We start from the raw sequence: 23,490 nt of genomic DNA on the forward strand, positions 1-23,490 counted from the left end.
CTATTATTAGAATCTTATTTATCAATAATCAGATCGGATATTTCAGCTTTCACTTCGCGAATTAGATCTTTTGGTGCGATTTGAACCTGTAATCCCCGCTGTCCGGCACTAATATATATATTGTCATATTCTTCTGCCGTTTGATGAATATAAGTAGGAAAATGTTTCTTCATTCCGATAGGAGAGCATCCTCCCCGGATGTAACCTGTCAAAGGTAACAGTTCTTTTACCGGAATCATTTCGCATTTCTTATTTCCGGAGACTTTTGCCGCCTTTTTCAGATCTACTTCATCAGCCCCGGGAATTACACAGACAAAATATCCGCTTTTATCTCCATGAAGGATCAGAGTTTTGAATACCTGTTCAACATTCTCACCTAATTGCTCTGCCACATGGATAGCGCTCAAATCATTCTCATCCACTTCATAAGGAACCAACTGATAAGATATTTTGGCTTTATCCAACAGTCTGGCTACATTCGTTTTATTTACTTTCATATCATAATCCTTTCATAGATAACTGAACCCGTTTGCGAACTAAATCTACGCTCAGAACCTTTACCTTAACATGTTGGTGAATAGATACGACCTGTGTCGGATCACTGATAAACCGGTCTGCCAGTTCTGAGATATGAACTAATCCGTTTTCTTTTATACCGACATCGACAAAACATCCAAAGTTCGTAATGTTGGTTACGATTCCCGGTAAGACAAGTCCTTCTTTCAGGTCCTCTATTGTTTTCACTGTCGGATCGAAAGAAAATACCTGAATGGCCTGGCGCGGGTCACGGCCTGGCTTATCCAACTCCTCCATAATATCGAGCAGGGTTGGCATACCGACTTTATCCGTGATATACAGCTTCAGATCCAGTTTTTTCTTTAATTCTTTATTTGTGATCAGTTCCTCTACTGTACATTTCAAATCCTTAGCCATTTTTTCTACAATCGGATAGCTTTCCGGATGCACGGCCGAATTGTCGAGTGGAGTTTTTCCTCCCTGTATACGGAGAAATCCGGCACTTTGTTCGAATGCTTTTTCACCCATACGGGGAACTTTCAGTAATTCACGTCTGGATTGGAAAGGACCGTGTTCTGCCCGGTAATCGACAATGTTCTGTGCCAGTGTCGGACCCAGACCAGAAATATAGGTAAGCAAATGCTTACTGGCTGTATTTACATTGACACCAACCATATTTACGCAACTTTCTACCGTTTGATCCAGACTTTTCTTTAGAGCTGTCTGATCCACATCGTGTTGATACTGGCCGACACCGATACTCTTAGGATCGATCTTTACCAGTTCGGCCAACGGATCCATCAACCGGCGTCCGATGCTGACTGCTCCCCGGACCGTTACATCGTATTCAGGGAACTCGTCCCGGGCAACTTTCGATGCAGAATAGATGGATGCTCCGTTTTCGCTGACAACAAACACCTGTACTTTTCGCTCATAGCGAATATTTGTGATGAATTGTTCTGTTTCACGGCTGGCTGTCCCGTTACCGATAGCAATAGCATCGATTGCATAGGTTGATACCAATTGAGATACCTTGGCTGCAGCTTTGCTTTTTTCATTCTGTGGCGGGTGGGGGTAGATCGCTTCGTTATGTAATAAATTACCTTGCGCATCCAGGCATACTAACTTACATCCGGTGCGATATCCCGGATCGACTCCCAGTACTCGCTTTTGCCCCAATGGTGGAGCTAATAACAGTTGGCGTAGATTTTCTGCAAAAACACGGATAGCTTCTTCATCCGCTTTTGTTTTACTCAAATTAGCATATTCCGTTTCAATGGAAGGTTTCAAAAGACGTTTGAAAGAATCATCGACAGCATTGGCAACCTGGTCTGAGACTTCGTTGTTTCCTTTTACGAACCGTCTTTTTAACCGGTCGAGGGTCGTATCGACGTCCGGAGAGATGCCGACTCTGAGAATACCTTCGGCTTCTCCGCGGCGGAGAGCCAGCAAGCGGTGGGAACTACATCGATTCAACGGTTCGCTGAAATCGAAATAATCCAGGTATTTAGCTCCTTCTTCCTCTTTCCCTTTGATTACTTTGGAAGAAATGATCCCTGTATGGGCAAAAGAATTACGTACGGCATTACGTGCCCCTTCATTTTCATTCACCCATTCAGCAATAATATCACGTGCACCCTGTAAGGCTTCAGCCGCATTTTTAACTTCTCCCTTGATAAAGTTTTTAACCCGATCCAATAGGTTAGACTCATTTTGTATCATGATAATCTTGGCAAGAGGCTCTAAACCTTTCTTGCGTGCAATCTCTGCTTTAGTAACCCGCTTCGGTTTGTAAGGCAGGTAAAGATCTTCTATTTCTGTACTATCCCAGGATTCTTCAATACGTTTTTTGAGTTCGGGAGTTAACTTTCCCTGTTCTTCTATAGAGCTTAATATGGAATTTTTTCTCTTTTGGATCTCTGTTAATTTATCCAGTTGATCTTTGATGTTCCCGATCTGAACTTCGTCCAGCCCTCCGGTAACTTCCTTTCTGTAACGGCTGATAAACGGTATTGTAGCCCCTTCGTTAAGCAAACCTATTGTTCTTTCAACCTGCCCGGCCGAAATATTTAGGGAACGGGAGATAAGTGAATGGAATAATGTCATCATATTTCTTTCATTTCAATTTCTATTCTACAAAGATAATCTTTTGCTGTCTATTTTACTTTTTGCGGGAAGTTCTTTCTTTTATTATTTGTCACTCTCGTTTATTTTCAACACTTTTGTGGAATAATAAATTAGTGGCTATGGAACTTTCTTATTTGGATGAAAATGCATTGGAGCAGAAATATAAGGATTTATCCGGGTTATTATCGAATATAGTGAATTCAGTGCCAATGTATTTCTTTGTCAAGGATACCGGTGATGATTTTCGTTATGTTTATTCCAGCCCGATGATGAATCAGATATATGGCCGTTTTCACAATGATGTTGTTGGAAAAACGGACTTTGATCTGTTTATGGATCCTGTAGCTGCACAGTCTTTCAGGGATATGGACGAGAAAGTCCTTCAGACAGGTGAAATGCAACGTTTTGTAGAACAAATACTCGATCCGAGAGGTGTATTGCGGTCTTTGGATACGATGAAACTACTTGTTCCCCGCGAAGGCAAATCTCCTTATTTATTAGGTATGTCGTGGGATATCACCAAACAGCGGCAAATAGAAGAAGAATTACATGAAAATAATAAAAGACTGGCTTTGTCTTGCATGGCCGGTCGTATTTATCCCTGGATATGGGATGTGGTGAATGAAACGGCCGAGTTGTCTCATGTGGAGAACGGAGAAATGATTCATGCCTATATATCCCATGAAAGTTTTACGGAAAAGATACATCCGGACGATCAACAAATGTACCGGGATGTTGTAAATGCATTTGCCCAGGGGAAAATAGAGTCTTTGCGCCTAAGCTTTCGTTGCCGGTATTTTTCCGAAGAATATATTTGGCTGGAAAAGATCGGAGAAGTCTACGAATATGGAAAAGACGGAAAACCATTGAAAGCGATCGGTATTTTGAGGGATATTACGATAGATAAACGTCATGAAGCAGATATACAGGCTAAACGATTGGCAGAAGAAAGCAACCGGATGAAATCAGCTTTCATAGCCAATATGAGCCATGAAATAAGGACACCATTAAATGCAATCGTAGGTTTTTCGACCTTGATGGCACAGGCGGAAACAGAGGAAGACAAACAGGAATACCTTAAGATCATCGAAACGAGTAATGAATTTCTGTTACAGTTGATCGATGATATTCTGGATATTTCCAAAATCGAATCGGGAAAACTGGAGTTCATTTATACAAGCTTTAGCCTGAACGAGATCTTTAAGCCACAGGAACAGGCTTTTTTGCGCCGGGTGAATCCCGGAGTAGAGGTTATTTTTGAAAATGACGGAACTAATTATAGTATTATTTCTGAAAAGACAAGATTGACACAAGTTCTGACGAATTTTTTGTCTAATGCCATAAAATTTACATCGACAGGTACTATCAGATTCGGTTATCGTCTGACGGATAATGGTATTTATGGTTATGTCAGTGATACGGGAACAGGAATAAAAAAGGAAGACCAAGACACTATTTTCGATCGGTTTGTTAAACTGGATCGTTTTAAGCAAGGGACAGGTCTAGGTTTGTCTATCTGCAAAACTATTATAACGATGTTGAATGGTGAGATCGGAGTAGAATCGGAGGAAGGTACCGGAGCTACATTCTGGTTTACAATACCCTGCGACCCTGTAAAAATCAATTGACAGTTTGTAACCGGATAATTACGGAAGCAAGGCGGTCTATTTCTTCCTGATTATGGGAGGTGAAAATAATGGTCTGCTTTTGATCTGTTTGTCGTGCGATCATCCGATCGATAATACGAATAGCAAGGGCTTTATCCAATCCTTTAAATGGCTCATCGAGAAGCATGATTGCAGAAGGATATGCCAGGGCGCGGGCAAGAGCGACACGTTGTTGTTGTCCGTAACTGAGTTCATTTGGATAACGGTCACGAAATGCTTCCATTTCAACGATTTCTAATGTTTTCCGGGCTTTCTGTTCTGAATAGGAATGGTTGTAGACAGAAGCTAACGGTAGACATATATTTTGCATCACTGTCAAATGGGATAAAAGTTCAGGTTCCTGGAAAACAACGGAGAATATTTGCTCTTTATTGGATGATATTTCCCCCTTGTCCGGTTTCAATGAACCGTCCAGTAGATTCAGTAAAGTAGTCTTGCCACTACCGGAAGGAGCTTTTATTCCATAAATGATACCAGGTTCAAAAGTATATGAGAAATGGGATAATACTTTTATATCGGTATATTGAAAAGTAACGTCTGTCATTTTTATCGGATAAATGACGGAGGTATAATTTTTCTCTGACGTTGTATTACTAAATCGTATATTCCATTTAATATGTAATAATCGGTTGATCCCCCTATCGAAAAGGAAGCTTATCAGAATGGCTATAATAGTCCAGGCAATCAATTCTGGAACCGATATAAATAGCTGGGCACGTTTCATTTCGCCGCCGATACCGAAGGCACATTGAGAAAGGACTTCACCCATAATGATTGCACGCCAACCGAATCCGATAGCAGAGACAAGTCCGCTGAATAGGAATGGTTTGAGTTGGGGATAATAAATATGTATTAGTTTGTTTTTGCGACTGATCCTGAATTGACTTGCCATTAAGGAAAGTCCGGGCTTCAGATTGATAATACCTTTTGTCAGGTTTTCCGCCAATAGAGGAAACATAGTCAAAAAAGCGATCATCAATGGGATTCCTTCCGGATCAAGAAAGATCAAAGCTAATAATATGAATGAAATAACAGGAACAGACCTCATGATCGTCAGTAGCGGCCGGAATAATTCATAAAGTAATTCGTAGCGGGCAAACAAAAATGCAGCTAGTATTGCAGCAGCTAACGACAGCAATATACCGGATATTCCACGTAAAACCGTCGCAAAGATACTTTTATAAAAAGTATCGGTGGCAAACAACTGAAATAAGGCTTTTATAAGATCAGGAACGGACGGTATCAATTCCGGCTGATTCATGTAGGAAGCAGTCAGTTGCCAGAATAGCAATAACAAACATATGGATATAAATGAGATAAGTCCTTTTTTCATTGTTTTTCAGGCATGAAACCATCATTCGGAACTTTTCCGCCTATGGCTTTCGGTTCATATTTTTCTATCAGACGAAGAAAATCGAGAATACTTCTTTTAGCTTCTTTTGTCGATAGATATTTAATCTGGCATCTCTCTATGCTTTCCGGGGTCAGTGATCCAGGCACAAATATATTCCGGTTTTCAAGAATCTTTATTGCCTGCTCCGGTTGGTTGACAGCAAACTGGCAGGATTCATCTAGTAAACTGTCAAGTATTGTACTTTTCCCTTGCAAAGAAGGAGCATATACAATGGCGGTTTGAGCGAATCCGGGCGAAGTACTGTCCGGATTGTTCAGGCTTGATTTTATATATAATGTACTGTCTTTACGGAGAATCAGGCTTAAAAATGGTTCGGCCATTACAGCTGTTCGGATTTGTCCGCTAAGTAATCCCTGGCTTATTTCCTGGGGAGTGGAAAAAGAATAATTCAAAGAATAAGTGAGTCCTTTTTGTTTGAGATAATAACGGGTTAATATATCAGGAGTAGTACCTGCGCCAAAAATATGCAAAGTGTTTGTTCCCTGGGATGGAGCATTATATTCTTTCTTTTCGACAATATACAAGTTTCCCCAAACCGGACATCCAAGCAGGGAATACTTCAAACCTTTATTATACAGGTTTGCTGCATTTATCATGGGAAGTGCAGCCAGATCCGCTTCACTCTTTATCAATAAAGCCTGCATTTGTTCCGGAGAATCCACTATATCGACTGATAACCGTTTACTATCTATCTCCGGAGAATCTTCAATCATCTTTGCAAACGCTATAACAGAGGGACCTCGAAGAACAGCTACATGGAATACATTATTCTCCTTTTTCCCTCTATTACAACTGCATAATATCAGCAGGAACAGACAAAAGTATTTGATCATCTTTTTCATTTGCCGCCTATCCATCTGCTGCGCTTCCATTTCATATCGACCGGCATTAAATGAGTTGTGCTTCTGATCTGTAGATCCTTTTCATATATGGTCTTTTCAACCACCATATTCCATCCTTTCTTTAGGTTAAGGTCATATGTCATGGCATGATCCCACCAGTCTTTGCCTGATCCTGTTATTGTTACTGCGCGGTCACAATATATATATTGCAGCTGGTACTCGATATTTGCTGCCTCATAACTCATATACAGGAATCCGAAAACACGCGTCGAATCGGGCATGTCAGTGGCGATCTCAACGAACGAAATAGTCTTCGCATTAGTGTCACTTATCACGAATCCTGACGGAATGTCGGATGCGATGTTGCTCATAAGTTCTTGGGGAGGATTTTCCGGCAGGATCAGTTTTGTTCCGTTTTCATCGAACGGTACTTTCAGCATGATACGCGTGTCATTACCCAGAGGATCGATAGGGGAACCGATTCCGCCGAAACCATGGAATCTCGCTACGAAAGCCACCTCCGAAATAGCCTCTTTATAAGGCGCGTTATCGACATCGGATATATTGATCTCTGTAGTCAATCCGACTGTTTCATATTCTTCTGTAATGGATTCTTCATTTTTGTCACATGCTTGAAATAACAATGCCAGCAGAAAGAAGCCGGTAATCAAATACTTTCTCATATAGTTTGTTTTAGAGAAACAAAGATATGAATAAACTTCTTTGGGTAGATAAATATCTGAACTATTCCATCCTGGCGGCCTATAAAAAATTAAAGCCTGTCTCACGACAAGCCCTAACCAACTTTGTTAACCTTAAATCTAATACTATTATGAAAAAACCACGGTACAAATGTACGGATCTTTCCATAAGTAGCAATAGTTAAAATGCTAATATGTGTTTTCTAACATGTAATAAATGCAAATCTATTCCATATTTATGTTATTAGTTTTCTCCTGTGTCATCAAACTGACTATAACAATAGCCATAACCGATAACGGAAGCGCAAACAGAATAGGGTCTATTGCAAACCAAGGGTACACATCGATCAGTACATCTTTTCCTGTCAATGTTTTGCACAAACCAACAGCACCTGCTTCAGCTTTATGGAGGAACAACATAGCAAACAGACTTGCCAATGCTCCGGTCCATAGACTTGCTATAGCTCCTTGTTTAGTCGCTTTTTTCCAATATAAAGCACAGAAATAGGCAGGAAGGAATGTGACTGCACAAACTCCCATAAATAAGGCCGTGCCTCTGGCGATTATACCTGCACTCAATGTATAACAAATGATATAACTCAACAATATGGAACATAATACACCGATACGGACTCCTAATGTTGAATTTGTATTTTTACGACGTCCCAGGTTCGGAAAAGCATCTGCTCCGAACGCAGCTCCCATGGTATGGAATTGTGCACTTAATGTAGACATACTGGCTGACAAGATGCACAGCATGAAAACTGCCCCGAACCATTCCGGCATTGCACGGTCTATAAATAATGGAATAATTTTATCCATATCTTTTATAGCTTCGGAAGCAACGACGCCCTCAGTCTTCATAAAAAATAAATTGGATAAAGCTCCGACATGGTAGATTGCTCCTACAGTCACGATCAGGAATACACAGCCGATAAGCACCCCGCGATTCAGTTGTTTGGTGCTTTCCACCATCATAAAACGTACAACCAATTGAGGCTGTGCCAAACAACCGATCCCAACCCCTAAAATAAGTGAAGTGACCAAGGTATACCATTGGGGAGAACCGGTAACGGGCATAGCTGTCCATCCCTGATGCCCCAGTTCCTTGAATCGGTCGGGAACGAGAGGTGCAATCTCTGTCAGTTTATGATTTGCTTCGATGAATCCAATATCCATTACATGGTAAAACCAAAATAAAAGGAATAACATGCAACCGAACATGATAACTGCTTGTAAAGCATCTGTATACAAAACACCTTTGATACCTCCGGTAATTACATAAGCCGCAACGATCAGTGTGAATATTAATAGTGCCAGATGCAGGTCGATATGAAACATCTGCTCAATAAAGACAGCTCCACCTTTCATTACGACAGCTGCATATAGTGGCATTCCGATAAATATGACCGTAGCAATAAATATCTGAATACTACGTGAATTATAATGCATCCCTAATAATTGCGGAAATGTACGTGCATTATGTTCTTCTCCCAGCTTTCGTGTTTTTCTGCCAAAGAATATGAAGGCTACGACTACTCCCATAAACATATTCAACAGGCATAACCATTGAATACCCATACCGAAAGTAGCAGCAACACCGCCAAAACCAACAATGGCGGAAGCGGAAATAAATGTAGCCCCATAAGAGAGAGCCATGACGATGGGGTTGACTTTTCTTCCCCCTAATAAGTAATCACTGGCATTTTTTGTCTGTTTATATCCTATATAACCTAACCAGGCAATAACGAACATGTAAACGATAACAATAATTCCAAGGGTAAGGGTACTCATTTATCAGATTGTTTAGGGTTATCACTCTCTTTATCTCCTTTATTCCAATAGGCAATTCCGAACCATAAAGAAAAAATTAAACACACGAAGGCTAACAGGTAGGCTAACCAGATACCGGGGTCTTCTATTCCGAACATTTGTTATTTGTTTTAGGGTAGAGAGGCTGTATAGGCCTCTCCACGATAAATAATATTATAGTTTCATCAAATCACTTTCGCAAATATATTCCAGATTCTGACGGCGGATCACTTCACGGGCTGCTTCCCGGTTATTTGTTCGCAGAATCAGGATGGATTTGTCGTTTATAGAGAAGCAATACATATATTCGATACTTAAACCGGCTTTTGTAAAGTGTGTCAGTGTTTCAGCAAAACTTCCGGCACAGGAGTTTGTGACAATTGCCAGTACATCTGTAAGATTTGCACTTACATTATTATTTTTCAGTATCTTATATGCTTTTTGCGGATCGCTTACAATAATGCGCAGAATACCATATTCAGACGTATCCGCAACTGTAGCAGCAATGATCCGTATCTTTTCTTCAGCGAGCAGAGCCAGGATTTCACTAAGTTTTCCGTATTTATTCTCCAGGAAAATAGAAATTTGATTTACCGTCATAGCTGTATCTTTTTATTTGTTGAACAATCGTTTTAACAGAACTTACGTAAGTCTTTTACCCTTACGGCCTTACCTTCCTGTGTCGGTAATGAGCCCTTGGCAACCAGTTTCAGACGCGGGGTCAGTAGCAACTCATCTTTCAACTGTCTTGTGATATCTTTTGCAAGACGTTGAAGTACGCTGTAATCGTCTGTGAACAGGTCACTTAATTCCACTTCGATCAACATTTCGTCGCTATTATTCACGGTTTCAAGGGTGATCAGGTAATTACTACCTAATTCTTTGAACTGCATCAATATCTTTTCGATCTGGATCGGGAAGAGGTTAACACCTTTCAGGATGATCATATCGTCGCTACGTCCTTTGAAACGGGCCAGACGTTTATGAGTTCTTCCGCAGGCACATTCACCGGGAATAATGCAGGTCAGGTCACGGGTACGATAGCGCAGCAATGGCATGGCTTCACGATTGATCGTTGTCAATACCAGTTCGCCGACTTCTCCTTCGGGGACAGGTTGCAATGTCTGGGGATCGACTATTTCGACAATCGTATAATCTTCCCAAATGTGCAGACCATTTTGTTCCGTACATTCAAATGCAACTCCGGGACCATTCATTTCTGACATACCGAAACAGTTATATGCCTTTACGCCTAACAATTGTTCGATGCGTTTGCGCTGTTCTTCCGAGTGAGGTTCGGCACCGATGCAAACGGTATGTAGTTTGGTGTCTTTTCGCGGATCAAGTCCGATCTCGTACATAACTTCAGCTAAACGGGTTGCATAGCTCGGTATAATATGCAGGCAGGTCGTTCCGAAGTCGGTAATGAATTTGATCTGTCGTTTCGAATTACCGGCAGCAGCGGGAACGGTCAATGCACCAAGCCTTTCAGCACCGTATTGAAATCCCAGACCACCGGTGAACATACCGTATCCGGAAGTGTTCTGAAAAACATCCGTATCGCGTAAACCGACCATGTACATGCAGCGTGCTACCTGATTGGCCCATTGGTCCAGGTCTTTTGCCGAATGTAAAACAACGGTAGGATTACCGGTTGTACCGCTCGAGGAATGCACTCTTACACAATCCTTGAGGGGAATGGCTGCCATTCCAAACGGGTAATTATTACGCAAGTCATCTTTCGTTGTGAAAGGAATTTTTTGCAGGTCATCCAATGACTGGATACTGTCTGCCGTTATACCGTTGTCTTTAAGTACTTTACTGTAGAAAGGGGAGTGTCCGGCTAATTCTATTGTTTGTTTCAGTCGCTCTAACTGTAGTTTATTCAGTTCGTCACGACTCATCGTCTCAATATCTTTCTGCCAATACATCATAGCTTTTTCGTATTATATTGTGTTTAATTCATGAAATTAGAATGCAAATGTATCTTTTATTTTGGATTAGAGCAGCATTTTATATTAAAATTATAAGGATAGAGTAATTAAATAGATGTTTTTCAAGGATCATTGAAAAATATATTTACATTTGCTACTCGATACAAGCAAATCAAATTTATGCACAAGCCTTAAAATCTAAGAAATGGATGTATATGAAAATTTTTCAAGGGAAGAATTGATTCAGCGAATAAAGGAACTCGAAACAAATCTATCTCAATCTGCAATGAATAATGCGGATATGGAAGAAATGAGTGAGAATCTTGCCAATCAGCGTAAGATTAATTTCCTGAATATATTAATGAATACAATTCTGTCGAATGTTTTTGTTGCGATTAGTGTAAAAGATATTTTCGATGGATTCAAATACATCTATTTTAACCAGGCGGCAGAGGATTTTACCGAGGTAAATGCTTCTGACGTGTTAGGCAAAACAGATTTTGAACTTTATCCGGACCCGCGGAGAGCCCATGAAATCAGGACGGAGGACTATTCCACAATAAAAAATGGAAAAACTCATAAGATAATGGTAGAATATGAGAAACCGAATGGCGACATCCGGATTGTAAATACAATTCGTCTGTTGATAACCAATCCGGACCCAGGGGCTTCCCCGTTGCTGTTAGTGATGTTATGGGACGTTACCGAACAACGCCAGAATGAACTCGACCTGATCAAAGCACGTGAAGCCGACAAAATGAAAAATGCTTTCATTGCTAATATGAGCCATGAGATACGTACCCCGTTGAATGCGATCGTAGGCTTCTCCAGATTGATCACAGAAACCGATAATGACAGTGAACAGCAGGAATATCTTACTATTATTGATAACAACAGCAGTCTGTTACTCCAGTTGATCAATGATATTCTGGATTTTGCGAAAATAGAATCTGGAACATTGAATTATAATATTTCGTATGTCGACCTGAAAGATATTTGCCATGAGGTATATGTATCTCAGTCGCTGAAGATGACTTCCGATGTTGCTCTGCTGTATAATGGAGATTTGTTACCTTCAGTTCGGTTGCAGACTGATGCACAGCGTGTCGAACAGGTGCTTCTGAATCTTCTGTCAAATGCGATAAAATGTACGAATCAGGGTTTTATCTCATTGTCTTATAAATTGGAAGACGGCTTTGTACGTGTTTCTGTGACAGATACCGGAATAGGTATCGCCAGAGAAAAGCAAAATGCTATTTTTGACCGTTTTGTGAAACTGGATGAATTCAGGCAAGGTACAGGCTTGGGATTATCTATTTGTAAAATGATCATAGAAAAGTTAGGAGGAGAAATAGGAGTGGAATCAGAACAAGGGAAAGGTTCTTGTTTTTGGTTTACTCTGCCGTTGAGTGTTCCGTTGGCATTTCCGGACGAAGAAGATGATAATATATCCGATAATATTCCGGAAGCATTACCCGGACAATATACATTGTTGGTTGCAGAAGATGTATTGGAAAATTACCTTTTGTTACAAGCCGTTTTAAAGCAACAATATCGTTTGATCTATGCTACGAATGGACGACAAGCTGTACAAATGTTTAAAAAGTATGAACCGGATTTGATTTTAATGGATATAAAAATGCCTGTCATGGATGGGTTTGCAGCGACTCGTGAGATCAGGGAACTATCTTCGGATGTCCCCGTAATGGCTCTTTCTGCTTTTGCCTATGATAAGGAAAAAGAGAAAGCGAAAGAATGCCATTTCAATGATTATCTTGTAAAGCCGGTCGATATTCCATTATTGAAGTATAAGATCAAATATTATCTGAATAAAAATAAAAAGTAAGCGTTATGAAAGAAGCATTTATATTCCTGGCAACAGGATTTGAGGAAATTGAGGCATTAGGCACAGCCGATATATTACGCAGAGGCGGTGTCAGGACTACTACTGTCTCTATCGATGGAAATATGCGGGTTATGGGAGCACATAATATTCCGGTAATTGCCGATTATGTGTTTGAAGATGCCGATTACAGTACGGCGGATGCCTTGATCCTTCCGGGGGGAATACCGGGAAGTAACCATCTGAATACTTGCACCCGATTGAAAGAATTGGTAATGGAGAAGTATAAAGAGAATAAAATACTGGCAGCAATATGCGCCGGTCCTATGGTTCTTGGAGGACTTGGGTTATTGAAAGGACGCAAAGCAACTTGTTTCCCTTATTTTGAACCGACAATGATCGGAGCAACTCCTACAGATAATGGTGTGGAGCAGGATGGAAATATCATTACCTGTAAAGGGCCGGGATTTGTGTTTGATTTTGGTTTGACTATTCTTCGGGAACTTCGTGACGAAGAAATTGCCCAGGAGGTTGCTGCAGCACTGTTAGTCAATTATAGGTGAATTTTCTTACCTTTGGTCTGTTGAACCAATAAATAAGGAAAGAGAATGAACGATCCGGTATATTTATATAGGGGAGAAGTCTTTTATTTTAAGGCTTCTCCTTTGGATACAGATGATTTTTATTGTTATTTCCCCGATGGACTTCTGGTAGTTTCTCAGGGAAAGATCATAGAGACTGGTACATATCAAGATATAAAAGACCGTTATCCGGAAACCTCTATTACGGATTATTCCGGTAAACTATTGATGCCGGGGCTGATTGATTCGCATGTCCATTATCCACAGTCGGAAATGATTGGCATGTATGGCAGGCAGTTGCTCGACTGGCTGAACGAATATACTTATCCTACGGAAGAGGCTTTCAGCAATCCTGAATATGCAGAACGAGTCGCTCGTTTTTTTGTAAATGAACTATTCCGCAATGGTACGACTACTTGTATGGCCTATGCTACTGTCCATAAAGAGTCTGTCGATGCACTTTTTTCCGTGGCTTCCGGTTATAATATGCAAATGCTAACCGGTAAAGTACTGATGAACCGCAATGCTCCTCAGGCATTGATGGATACGGAAGAAAGTGGAGAATCGAATAGCCGGGAATTGATCGAGACCTGGCATAAGAGAGGACGTAATTTGTACGTAATCACTCCCCGTTTTTCTATTACTTCTACTCATGGTCAATTGATCAGTGCCGCCCGTTTACATGAAGAATATCCGGATACTTATGTCCAGACCCATCTTTCTGAAAATAAGAATGAGATAGATTCGACACTTTCTTTATCTCCGGAATGTACTGATTATTTAGAGGTGTATGAACGTGCCGGACTGGTAACCGAACGTGCTGTGTTCGGTCATTGCATCCATCTTTCCGATTCGGAATGCCGGCGGATGGCTGAAGCCGGAGCGATAATAGCTCATTGTCCGACCTCAAACCTGTTTCTGGGAAGCGGTTTGTTTGATATGCAACAGGCTAACCGGATCAATATCCGGACAACATTGGCTACAGATGTAGGTGGCGGTACTTCTTTCTCCCTATTCCGCACTATGGGGGAAGCCTATAAAGTGCAACAACTGAATGGTTATTCCATGCCCGTTTTCGAATCATTATATAAATGTACGCGCGGTACGGCTAAAGCATTGAAACTGGATGATAAGATCGGTAGTTTTGAACAAGGAAGAGAGGCCGATTTTATTGTTGTAGACTATGCGGCAACACCTTCTCAGCAAATACGAAAAGAATATCTGGAACGTAATGGCAAGTGGGACCTGGAAAACAAACTGTTCGGTATCCAGACTTTGGGAGATGACCGTAATATCCGGGCCACTTATGTGGCGGGAAATAGGGTTTACCTGTCAGATTCGGGCAATCATCAGGAAACAGGTATGTAAAACAACTGTAATGACAATCCAGAGGCGTTCGGCTGTAGCTGGACGCAATCTTAAAAAACGATATTCCAACCCGCCGTGCTTACAGGCTGAAAGACAATCGCCGCAATAAGTACAGGTGTAGCCTATCTTTCCCTTTTCGATATTTTCTTTATGTAATGCATCATATTTACAGGCTTTCAGGCAAGCCATGCAATGTGTACAGTTCATGTTGAGCCTGACCCGGAAAGGAGAGAGCTTCTTCATAAAAGAAACCAATGTTCCTATCGGACAATAGCTGCTGCAATGGATCATTTTTTTCTTCTTCCGTGAAAGTGTCAGCATGATTCCCAGTCCGATGATCCCGACAATCAGTCCGGCAATCGTAGCTAGCCATCCAGTTGCCCCGAACAACCTTAATGCAATAGCCGCTGCTATTACTATAAAAAATACACTGTAGCGCAATTGCTTATGATAATGGAAAACATTCTTTTCTGTCTTCCCTTTTGCGTTCCACGCATCAAATGCCCCGAAATAACAAAGCTGGCTGCACCAGGCTGGTCCCGAAAGCAGCAATGTACTCAGAAAAAGTATAGGCATAAACAAACCTTCCAACCGGAAAAGCGGACCGGCCAGTATAATTGCCGGGACGGGTAAATGCAGCTTTCCGGTCATCAGGAAGGCGGAATCGACAGTTATGCCTAAGAATAACTGACCGAAAAAAACAATGGAAAAAAGTAACCAGGCCCGGAGTCGCCATTTGGGTCGTTCTTTCCGATCCTGCATTTTATAACTGAGCAGTGCCCCGTAAATGACAGCAATGCCGACCTGTATCCATCCTGCGGATGGCACAAATCTATCCAATAGCAGTAATGGTTTGTTTGGAACGATCTGAACAATCGTCAATAGAATAGCAATTAGTATTGCCGTTATAGCTGAAATATAGAGAAACTGTTTATTCATCTCTTAACGTACTTTGTAGCAGTGCTGGTCTGAAAATTATTATCTGTCGTTGATCAAATAATCGTTTCCATGATATTGAGTTATGTATTACTATTTCCACAAAGATACTTTTTTATCCTCTAAATACATATTGTAAGAATGTAATAATAGATAAGTAGATTCTGAATTATGAATGACTGTATCAGAAAATCATCATTTATGTAACTTGTTCTATCCTAAATTATTGATTGTAAGAGTCTTTGAATATTAAGATGACTAAAATAAACGATCGTTTATTTTAGTCTACAAAACTAGACTATTTTTCTTATATAAACAAATTTTATGAATATTATTTAGGGCTTATATTTCATAGTTTAAGGTTGAATATATCTAAAAACATCTTATAAGGCCAGTATGACTAGAAAAAATGATCGTTTTTTCTAGTCATTCTGATTTTATACACAATGTTCAAAAAACATTGGTGAGAGTTTACAAAATATTATTAATCACGTTAATACGCAAGAAAAATCATGGAGAAAGAACAAAAAACAAAGAGTGAATGTAACCTTATTCTAAGTGAATAGAGATGAGTTTTACGGTGTTTAACAGAAAAATTAAAAGTATGACAAACAGAATTAACCTATTTCGGGGTCTGATAAAGCCTCATGAAATGAATTATCTGAAAGTAGGAGGAGTCAGTACCCTGCTATTATGTATGTCGCCGCAATTCATCATGGCTGAAGCCAATGACAATGCAGCTGTAACTATCACCCAACAAAAAGAACATCTTGTAACAGGTACGATTACAGATGATGCGGGTGAACCTCTTATCGGAGTGAATGTGAAGATCAAAGATTCTACAGTTGGGACAATAACCGATGCCGATGGTAAATTTACTATTAATGCCCCTGTGGGCAGTCAATTGGAAATTTCCTACATAGGCTATAAGACCCAAATAGTCACTGTAGGAGAAGCACCGGTCAAACTGAAATTAAAAGAAGACTCACAGGCATTGGATGAAGTGATTGTCGTTGGTTACGGTACGACCTCTACCCGCAAAATGGTAGGAGCTGTTACAGCTATGAAGACAGATAAAATCGACCAGTTACCTTTCACTAATACAGCTTCAGCATTGCAGGGGCGTACGCCTGGTGTGATCGTTCAGCAGGGAGGAGCCGAACCCGGATCTACTCCGACTATTTCTATCCGTGGCGGTGGCACGCCTCTCTATGTTATTGACGGTGTAATACGTGAAGCACAGGATTTTAACAGTTTAAACTCTTCTGATATTGAAAAGATCAGTATATTGAAAGATGCCAGTGCAACAGCTGTATATGGAGCCCGTGCCGGTAATGGTATCATCATGGTACAAACTAAAAGAGGTAAGGAAGGACAAACTAAGATCGAATATACGGGAGGTATAGACTTCAGTTCACCTACCGTTTTGCCGTCGAGGGTAAATACAGCGGAATATACAGGGGCTACCAACCAGGCTGCGGCTTACGATGGCATTGATCCGGTATATCCGGCAGATGTTATTGCGACCCTGCCGGATACTGACTGGCAGAAACTGGCTTTGAAAAACAATGCGATCCAGCAACGTCATACCTTATCCTTCTCTGGAGTGAAGAATGGCGTCAACTATTATACGGCTATGGGTATCCTGGATCAGGGTTCCTTGTTCAGAGAAAGTCATAATGATACTTATACCCGCTATAATCTGCGCAGTAACGTATCGACGACATTCGATCCGATCGGGTTGGAGGTTGGAGTGAATATCGATGGTGCCTGGGAAAGAAAGCATCCGACCATCAAAGGAAGTTATGCTGTATGGCGTGATATCAATGCAGCAAAACCGACTATCGAAGCTTACAATCCCGATGGTACTTTAAGTGCCTTGTCATTACATCCGCTGGCTTACCTCGATAAACGTTCAGGTTACAATAATAATGATGATAAATATGCAAACGTACAAGTTTATGCCAATTGGGCGGTTCCGTTCGTAAAAGGATTAAAGGCCGGATTCATTGGTAACTTCCGTATATCGGATTATAACTCGAAATCGTTCAATGCCAATGCACCCCAATATACCAGTGACGGAACGCTGGTTCCCAAAGATTTCCGCTCGCTTCAGATGTCTAATTCATGGGGATGGCGTAACTCGTTTGATGTGAATGTGCAATACGGTAAAACATTCGGTAAACATAACTTTGAGGTACAGGGTGTTTATTCTTTCCAGCAAACATTCGATGAGAACTTCTGGGGATACCGTGAAGGCTTTATTTCTTCTGACTTTGACCAGTTATTCGCCGGTGATGCCTCTACCCAGCAAAACTCAGGCTTTGCAGAAAAGAGTGCCCGTGTCGGTTATGTTGGCCGTGTGAAATATGATTATGCGGGTAAATACCTGTTTGAAGGTAATTTCCGTGTAGACGGTTCCGACAATTTCGCCAAAGGTTCCCGTTACGGATTTTTCCCGTCAGCCGCATTGGCCTGGGTTGTTTCAGAAGAAGGGTTTATGAAGGAACTGAATGAGAGGAATATACTTAATTTCTTTAAGATCAGGGCTTCTTTTGGTCAGGTAGGTTTGGAAGGACTGGAAGGATTGTCCGGTGACGATTACCGGAACATGCGTTTCAGGTATGTTCCTGCTTATAGTTTTAACTCAAAAGGATATGTTGTCGATGGTAAGTTTGTCTCCAGTTTCTCGGAAGGACCTTTGGTTTCAAACGATTTAAGTTGGTATACTAAAGATGTGTGGGATATTGGTGTCGACTTGTCTACTTTACAGAATCGGCTGTCGGCTTCATTCGACTATTTCTACTATCGTACCAAGGGATATCTGATCTCTCCGCAGAACAGATATACAACACCTCTGGGTAAAGACCTGCCGCAGGTAAAATCGGAAAGCGTGCACCGCCGTGCCGGTTTTGAATTGAATTTGCGCTGGAAAGATTCTTATAATGATTTCCATTATGAGGTAGGCTTCAATGTCACCGGTTACAATGAGTTATGGGAAAAGAAAGAAGACGAGTCTTTATCCAGTCTGATGAACCCTAAAAAGCGTGTGACTCATATAAAGAACTTTTATGGTACGGCTTATCAGAGTAACGGATTGTATCAGAGCGGAGAACAAATCCTGAACAGTCCTCGTCGTGAAGCCTCCAACGAACTGAAACCTGGAGATATAGCTTATCAGGATATCAATGGTGACGGTAAAATAGATGGTGAAGATCAGGTACGTATCGGTAAGCCGACCTTCCCGGCAATAAGCTACGGTATTGATTTTAGTCTGGATTATAAAGGTTTCTTTGTCAACGGTTTGTTCCAGGGAACAGGAGAACGTTACCGTGCTCTGGATGAATTTATGAGGGGAACCTATGCGGAGGCTTTAACGTATAAATTCCAGCTCGATTACTGGCGTCCCGATAATACAGATGCAATGTTTCCGCGTTTGTCAACTATGACAGGTCTGAACGGAAATAACAATTATGGAGTAAGTTCTGACTTCTGGTATCATAATGCGGCTTATTTCCGCCTGAAAAGCTTGCAGGTCGGATACGACTTCAAAAAGGTTATCTTGAAAGATTATAAGTTGATATCTTCTTTGCGGCTGTCTTTATTGGGAACGAATATATTCACCATCTCAGATGTGAAAGACTTCTATGACCCGGAACTGAATGCTAATAACGGGTATGCATACCCGACACAAAAGACTTATTCTATTGTATTAAATGTCGGATTCTAAAAAGTACAGAAATATGAAACGAGATAAAATTTATAAATTATTCATCTGCATTACGGCATTGACAGGAATGACTTCCTGTAATGACTATCTGGATAATCTCCCTTTGGATAAGTTTCCTGAAGAAACTGTTTGGAGCGAACCTGCGTCGGCACAGCTATTTGTCAACGGGACTTATTACATTATCAATGATTTTCTGGTGGGGAACGATGACTGGAGCGATAATACGGTCATCAATGCAGAAAAAGCGGATGCCCTGATCAGGGAACAGATAACCGAAGACAATGATTACGGCTGGTATAAATATGGCGATATCCGCCGTTGTAACATTATCCTTGAAAAAGTGGCAGCCGCTACCAACTTCACACAGGCTGATCAGGACCTGTTGATGGGAGAAGGGTATTTCCTCCGCGCCTCGGTTTATTTCAATATGGCCCGTAAATTTGGCCGGTTGATGATCGTGGATAAGGTGCTGACGCCCGATGATGATATGGAGTTATCGAGAACTAAAACTATCAAGGAAACCTACGATTTCATTCTCAAAGACCTGGATGAAGCAGCCAAACGCCTTCCTGTAGATGTGAAATCCGGACGTATCAGCCGTGGAGCGGCTTATGCGCTGAAAGCTGAAGTTTGTCTGCAAGGGGCTGCTTATATGGATAATGCCTCTGAAAAGAAAGATTACTATACACAAGCCAAACAGGCAAGCGAAGATTTGTTCAATTTGAATAAGTATTCGCTTGACTCTGACTTTAAAGGGTTGTTTAACGACTATTCAGTCGGAACAAATTCCAGCGAAATAATTCTCGGAGTATATAAGATTTCCGAGAATACAACATTTCAGGGTACCTGGATGCAGGAATTGGTTCCTAATATGAATATGGATAAGGCGATCGACGGTGTATGGGAAAAATGGCCGTTGGATGCCAATATGGAAGGTTGGATGGAACGGACTCCTTCCCAGGAAGTGACCGATGCCTTCCTGGTGGTCGACAAGGATGGAAAGGCCAAACGTTGGGATGAAGCATCTTATTATACGGAAGATTTCAAACAAGGAAAACTGTGGGTGCGTGATGCCCTTTACGGACATCGTGACAAACGTTTCGATGCGACTATCGTCTATGATTCCTGTCATTATTTCACTTCGATTGTTTCTACCCGCCTGAAAGGAAATATTCATTATCTGTCTAATAAAGAACAGACACGCCATGTATCGAAGAGTGGATATATCTATCGCAAAAACGTTTATGAAAGTAAATGGGTATGGTATTCCGACCCGACCGACTATCATTATGTAGTACTCCGCCTGGGGCGTTCTTACCTGAATTATGCAGAAGCTATGCTTCGTTTAGGTGACAAGAATACGGCGATCGAATATATAAACAAGACGAGAAGTGTTCACGGTGGCTTACCTGAATTACCGGCAGGCACCAGCCTGGAAGATACCTGGAAATATTACAAAATAGAACGCCGTGTCGAACTGGTACAGGAAAACGACCGTTACTGGTCTCTACTTCGCTGGGGAAAAGAAGAGGGACTCGATGTGATCCCCGAATTAAATTCAACTCCGACCGCTATTACGATTTCTGAGGACGGTAGGTCTTTCTCCATTGGAACTGTCCAGGCTGTTGAAGCTGCCAATGCGCGTGTCTTTACTAAGCGCCGATATCTGCTTCCTGTTCCGAGAAGTGAACGTAATGAGAATCCGAATCTGGCTAACGACCAGAATCCCGGGTGGTAACAACAAAATAGTATGAACAATAACTATAAATAAAATGAATATGAAATATCTGAAATATATATTGCTGTTCTTCGTTTGTTTGTCATTCTCTTCCTGCCTGACATCAGGTCTGGAAGATCTGCCCAGCTATGAAGATGCTGACGTTAAGGCGTTCACTTTTGAATATCGTTGGATGATCAAAGAGGGCGAAAGTGAGAAACTGAGAGTCCAGAAAATGGATACGGATGTAAAGATCGACGTAGACAATATGACTGTTACCTGTACTATTACGGTACCGGCTGTGAACGGAGCTTTTACTCAGGAAGTACGCGATAAAGTAGCATTGAGCAATCTGAATGCATATTGCACGATCTCTACTGCGGCTACAATTACACCTGTCGGCGATACTCCTGTATTAGGTAAAATAGGGGATTTCTCCAAAAGTGATATGCAATATGAAGTTGTTGCAGCTGATGGAAAGACGAAGAAGATTTGGAAACTTATTATTGGTGGTTTTAATAAGTAGGCGTTTGGTAAACAATGAAAGTGGCCGTCCAAAAGTGATTTTGGCGGCCACTGTTGTTTTATATCCATCCGGGTAGCGGAGTCTTCTCCGGAAAATTAAACCTGTCCGGCTTTTGACAAAGTATAGACGACGACTTTCCGGTATCCCTGTTGGGTTATTTTCTTTTCTGCGAGAAGTTCCTTGATATCCTTCAATGCGAGATAACGCGTACACTCGTTTATCCCCATACAATCGGAGCTCATAATAGTTTCTTGTTTTTCAAGGTATTGCATGATCCTTGCCTTTCGTTCCTCACCGTTGTATTTTACAGGTTTCGATGATCCCGGCTTTCTTTCCACTTTCATACAGCAAAGGCGGTCTGTTATTTCTTTCGAACAGCGGAAGTTTACCGACTTGAAACTGATATCTTCGGCACGCACTTGCCGGGGATTTGTTATTTTAGGACATTTCAGTGAGATGGAAAAATGCCCGAGACCTTCCAGTTCGACTTCATCGCCGTCTTCCAAATATGATACGAGCACATCTGCAAAAGCTTGCAATAGTCCTTTCACATCTCCCGGGCTAAAAGATGTGCATTCGGATATCTCTCGTGTAATCCGGTCGATCCGTATCGTTCTTCCCGGAATGATGCGGGCATGAAGAATATCACTTTCTTTCTCTCCTTTATGCGGAGGATTTTTGAAAAGTCCGTACTGTGCAGTCATAATACCAGTGTTTTTTAATTATAAGGTTACTACTTTCAAATTCAAACGTCCGTATCTTCTATATTTTTGACCCAGGTCGCAAACGTTTACTACCTTGGTCAAAAACGTTTAGCACCTAGGTCGAAAACGTTTGTCACCCAGGTCGAAAATATAGGAGTAAAGGAACAAATATATTGAAAGATAGGAGGAAAAACAAGGAAAGAAGGGAGAGATATATCAGAAGTTCACCGGATTATTTCTTTCCTGCAGGTAAAAGGAATAAAATTATTGTACTTTCGTGCTGATTTTACTGAAGTTCTACCGCTATAAAAAGAATAGAATGGGGCAAAAAGCATCTATATGGAATCCCTGGCATGGCTGTCATAAGTTAAGTGAGGGATGCCGGCATTGCTATGTTTATCGTACGGACGGTAAATATGGCAAAGACAGTTCTGTTGTTGCAAAAACGGAAAAGTTTGATCTGCCTTTGCAGCAGAAAAAGAATAAGACTTATAAAATACCTTCGGGAAACCTTGTTTATACCTGCTTTACTTCCGATTTCCTGGTTGAAGATGCGGATGAATGGCGTGCCGAAGCCTGGGAAATGATACGGACGCGGCAGGATCTTGATTTTCTGTTCATTACCAAACGGATCGACCGGTTGCATGAATGTCTTCCGGCTGACTGGGGAGATGGATATGATCATGTAACCATCTGTTGCACAATGGAAAATCAGGACCGGATAGATTATCGCCTGCCTATCTATAAAGCTGCTCCGATAAAGCATAAAATTATTATTTGCGAACCGCTTCTCGGACCGATAGACTTCAGAGGTGAACTGGGCGATTGGGTGGAACAGGTGGTAGCCGGAGGGGAATCCGGCAAGGAGGCCCGTAGATGCAATTATGACTGGGTGCTGGATATCCGTCGGCAATGCATGGAGGCGGATGTCGGTTTCTGGTTTAAGCAAACCGGTTCTTATCTGCTGAAAGAAGGTAGCGAATATAAAATTGCCCGTCAGTTTCAACACTCACAGGCTAGGAAAGCTGGGATAAATTATGAACGGAAGAAGAATCTATAAAACGCAATACAG

At 41.3% G+C, this 23,490-nt stretch carries 19 protein-coding genes; 8 read left to right on the forward strand and 11 right to left on the reverse strand.

Annotated elements, in window-relative coordinates:
* Positions 1–14: 14 nt before the first annotated feature.
* Together ybaK and DWX23_RS00655 are read right to left on the reverse strand one after the other, a co-directional pair.
* Positions 15–497, reverse strand: a complete 483-nt coding sequence (gene ybaK / locus DWX23_RS00650; protein ID WP_122373034.1) for a Cys-tRNA(Pro) deacylase — start codon at positions 495–497, stop codon at positions 15–17.
* A gap of 1 nt (position 498) precedes the next feature.
* A complete protein-coding gene (locus DWX23_RS00655) occupies positions 499–2,625 on the reverse strand; it encodes a Tex family protein (protein WP_122373035.1) in 2,127 nt (708 codons plus the stop codon).
* A gap of 137 nt (positions 2,626–2,762) precedes the next feature.
* Here DWX23_RS00655 and DWX23_RS00660 point away from each other — a divergent pair, with 137 nt between their 5' ends.
* On the forward strand, positions 2,763–4,271 hold the full coding sequence (locus tag DWX23_RS00660; protein WP_122373036.1) for a PAS domain-containing sensor histidine kinase: 1,509 nt from the start codon (positions 2,763–2,765) through the stop codon (positions 4,269–4,271).
* Here the strand turns inward: DWX23_RS00660 and DWX23_RS00665 are convergent.
* The 7 genes from DWX23_RS00665 to DWX23_RS00690 all read right to left on the reverse strand — a co-directional run bounded on the left by DWX23_RS00665 (position 4,264) and on the right by DWX23_RS00690 (position 11,013).
* Entirely contained in the window at positions 4,264–5,643 is a 1,380-nt protein-coding gene (locus DWX23_RS00665; RefSeq protein WP_122373037.1) for an ATP-binding cassette domain-containing protein, read from the reverse strand. The two genes, DWX23_RS00660 and DWX23_RS00665, sit on opposite strands and share 8 nt — an antisense overlap.
* A complete protein-coding gene (locus DWX23_RS00670; RefSeq protein ID WP_122373038.1) occupies positions 5,640–6,557 on the reverse strand; it encodes an ABC transporter substrate-binding protein in 918 nt (305 codons plus the stop codon). Before DWX23_RS00670 ends, DWX23_RS00665 begins: the two co-directional genes overlap by 4 nt.
* A gap of 5 nt (positions 6,558–6,562) precedes the next feature.
* Positions 6,563–7,249, reverse strand: coding sequence for a hypothetical protein (locus tag DWX23_RS00675; protein WP_122373039.1), 687 nt, complete (start codon positions 7,247–7,249; stop codon positions 6,563–6,565).
* Between the two features lie 243 nt (positions 7,250–7,492).
* Positions 7,493–9,061 carry a sodium:solute symporter gene (locus DWX23_RS00680; protein ID WP_122373040.1) on the reverse strand — a complete coding sequence of 523 codons (1,569 nt, stop codon included), beginning with the start codon at positions 9,059–9,061 and terminating at the stop codon, positions 7,493–7,495.
* Entirely contained in the window at positions 9,058–9,198 is a 141-nt protein-coding gene (locus DWX23_RS25285; RefSeq protein ID WP_370449246.1) for a symporter small accessory protein, read from the reverse strand. The genes DWX23_RS00680 and DWX23_RS25285 overlap by 4 nt, the downstream gene beginning before the upstream one ends.
* 55 nt (positions 9,199–9,253) lie before the next feature.
* Entirely contained in the window at positions 9,254–9,679 is a 426-nt protein-coding gene (locus tag DWX23_RS00685; RefSeq protein WP_122352759.1) for an acetolactate synthase, read from the reverse strand.
* A 32-nt stretch (positions 9,680–9,711) separates the two neighbouring features.
* Positions 9,712–11,013 carry a phenylacetate--CoA ligase family protein gene (locus DWX23_RS00690; protein ID WP_122352760.1) on the reverse strand — a complete coding sequence of 434 codons (1,302 nt, stop codon included), beginning with the start codon at positions 11,011–11,013 and terminating at the stop codon, positions 9,712–9,714.
* Between the two features lie 286 nt (positions 11,014–11,299).
* Between DWX23_RS00690 and DWX23_RS00695 the strand changes: the two genes are divergently transcribed.
* Genes DWX23_RS00695 through guaD form a run of 3 tightly spaced genes read left to right on the forward strand, consistent with a single transcriptional unit; the run spans position 11,300 to position 14,805 of the window.
* Entirely contained in the window at positions 11,300–12,859 is a 1,560-nt protein-coding gene (locus tag DWX23_RS00695; protein ID WP_233587452.1) for an ATP-binding protein, read from the forward strand.
* 5 nt (positions 12,860–12,864) lie between these two features.
* Complete coding sequence (locus DWX23_RS00700) at positions 12,865–13,419, forward strand: DJ-1 family glyoxalase III (protein WP_122373042.1); 555 nt, start codon at positions 12,865–12,867, stop codon at positions 13,417–13,419.
* Between the two features lie 45 nt (positions 13,420–13,464).
* On the forward strand, positions 13,465–14,805 hold the full coding sequence (gene guaD / locus DWX23_RS00705; RefSeq protein ID WP_122373043.1) for a guanine deaminase: 1,341 nt from the start codon (positions 13,465–13,467) through the stop codon (positions 14,803–14,805).
* Here the strand turns inward: guaD and DWX23_RS00710 are convergent.
* Positions 14,770–15,744, reverse strand: a complete 975-nt coding sequence (locus tag DWX23_RS00710) for a 4Fe-4S binding protein (RefSeq protein WP_122373044.1) — start codon at positions 15,742–15,744, stop codon at positions 14,770–14,772. The two genes, guaD and DWX23_RS00710, sit on opposite strands and share 36 nt — an antisense overlap.
* Before the next feature lie 601 nt (positions 15,745–16,345).
* Between DWX23_RS00710 and DWX23_RS00715 the strand changes: the two genes are divergently transcribed.
* Genes DWX23_RS00715 through DWX23_RS00725 form a run of 3 tightly spaced genes read left to right on the forward strand, consistent with a single transcriptional unit; the run spans position 16,346 to position 21,714 of the window.
* Positions 16,346–19,471 (forward strand): TonB-dependent receptor, encoded by a 3,126-nt coding sequence (locus DWX23_RS00715; protein WP_122373463.1) that lies wholly within the window; start codon positions 16,346–16,348, stop codon positions 19,469–19,471.
* 13 nt (positions 19,472–19,484) lie between these two features.
* Positions 19,485–21,209 carry a RagB/SusD family nutrient uptake outer membrane protein gene (locus DWX23_RS00720; protein ID WP_122373464.1) on the forward strand — a complete coding sequence of 575 codons (1,725 nt, stop codon included), beginning with the start codon at positions 19,485–19,487 and terminating at the stop codon, positions 21,207–21,209.
* A gap of 40 nt (positions 21,210–21,249) precedes the next feature.
* The gene (locus tag DWX23_RS00725; RefSeq protein ID WP_122373465.1) at positions 21,250–21,714 is read left to right on the forward strand and encodes a hypothetical protein; all 465 of its coding nucleotides are present in this window, start codon (positions 21,250–21,252) and stop codon (positions 21,712–21,714) included.
* Between the two features lie 95 nt (positions 21,715–21,809).
* Here DWX23_RS00725 and DWX23_RS00730 read toward each other — a convergent pair whose 3' ends face one another.
* On the reverse strand, positions 21,810–22,418 hold the full coding sequence (locus DWX23_RS00730) for an HU family DNA-binding protein (RefSeq protein ID WP_122373045.1): 609 nt from the start codon (positions 22,416–22,418) through the stop codon (positions 21,810–21,812).
* Positions 22,419–22,737: 319 nt separating this feature from the next.
* Between DWX23_RS00730 and DWX23_RS00735 the strand changes: the two genes are divergently transcribed.
* A complete protein-coding gene (locus tag DWX23_RS00735; protein WP_122373046.1) occupies positions 22,738–23,478 on the forward strand; it encodes a DUF5131 family protein in 741 nt (246 codons plus the stop codon).
* Positions 23,479–23,490: the final 12 nt, after the last annotated feature.

This window comes from Parabacteroides sp. AF18-52 (assembly GCF_003479145.1).
Taxonomy (GTDB): Bacteria; Bacteroidota; Bacteroidia; order Bacteroidales; family Tannerellaceae; genus Parabacteroides; species Parabacteroides faecis.

What these genes read in the sequence shown, in the direction of transcription:
- DWX23_RS00660 (WP_122373036.1), top strand. Translation starts at nt 2,763, where the DNA reads ATGGAACTTTCTTATTTGGATGAAAATGCATTGGAGCAGAAATATAAG.
- DWX23_RS00690 (WP_122352760.1), bottom strand. Translation starts at nt 11,013, where the DNA reads ATGATGTATTGGCAGAAAGATATTGAGACGATGAGTCGTGACGAACTG.
- DWX23_RS00675 (WP_122373039.1), bottom strand. Translation starts at nt 7,249, where the DNA reads ATGAGAAAGTATTTGATTACCGGCTTCTTTCTGCTGGCATTGTTATTT.
- DWX23_RS00715 (WP_122373463.1), top strand. Translation starts at nt 16,346, where the DNA reads ATGACAAACAGAATTAACCTATTTCGGGGTCTGATAAAGCCTCATGAA.
- DWX23_RS00670 (WP_122373038.1), bottom strand. Translation starts at nt 6,557, where the DNA reads ATGATCAAATACTTTTGTCTGTTCCTGCTGATATTATGCAGTTGTAAT.
- DWX23_RS00700 (WP_122373042.1), top strand. Translation starts at nt 12,865, where the DNA reads ATGAAAGAAGCATTTATATTCCTGGCAACAGGATTTGAGGAAATTGAG.
- DWX23_RS00685 (WP_122352759.1), bottom strand. Translation starts at nt 9,679, where the DNA reads ATGACGGTAAATCAAATTTCTATTTTCCTGGAGAATAAATACGGAAAA.
- DWX23_RS25285 (WP_370449246.1), bottom strand. Translation starts at nt 9,198, where the DNA reads ATGTTCGGAATAGAAGACCCCGGTATCTGGTTAGCCTACCTGTTAGCC.
- DWX23_RS00725 (WP_122373465.1), top strand. Translation starts at nt 21,250, where the DNA reads ATGAAATATCTGAAATATATATTGCTGTTCTTCGTTTGTTTGTCATTC.
- DWX23_RS00735 (WP_122373046.1), top strand. Translation starts at nt 22,738, where the DNA reads ATGGGGCAAAAAGCATCTATATGGAATCCCTGGCATGGCTGTCATAAG.
- DWX23_RS00695 (WP_233587452.1), top strand. Translation starts at nt 11,300, where the DNA reads ATGAATAATGCGGATATGGAAGAAATGAGTGAGAATCTTGCCAATCAG.
- DWX23_RS00665 (WP_122373037.1), bottom strand. Translation starts at nt 5,643, where the DNA reads ATGAAAAAAGGACTTATCTCATTTATATCCATATGTTTGTTATTGCTA.
- DWX23_RS00710 (WP_122373044.1), bottom strand. Translation starts at nt 15,744, where the DNA reads ATGAATAAACAGTTTCTCTATATTTCAGCTATAACGGCAATACTAATT.
- ybaK (WP_122373034.1), bottom strand. Translation starts at nt 497, where the DNA reads ATGAAAGTAAATAAAACGAATGTAGCCAGACTGTTGGATAAAGCCAAA.
- guaD (WP_122373043.1), top strand. Translation starts at nt 13,465, where the DNA reads ATGAACGATCCGGTATATTTATATAGGGGAGAAGTCTTTTATTTTAAG.
- DWX23_RS00720 (WP_122373464.1), top strand. Translation starts at nt 19,485, where the DNA reads ATGAAACGAGATAAAATTTATAAATTATTCATCTGCATTACGGCATTG.
- DWX23_RS00655 (WP_122373035.1), bottom strand. Translation starts at nt 2,625, where the DNA reads ATGATGACATTATTCCATTCACTTATCTCCCGTTCCCTAAATATTTCG.
- DWX23_RS00680 (WP_122373040.1), bottom strand. Translation starts at nt 9,061, where the DNA reads ATGAGTACCCTTACCCTTGGAATTATTGTTATCGTTTACATGTTCGTT.
- DWX23_RS00730 (WP_122373045.1), bottom strand. Translation starts at nt 22,418, where the DNA reads ATGACTGCACAGTACGGACTTTTCAAAAATCCTCCGCATAAAGGAGAG.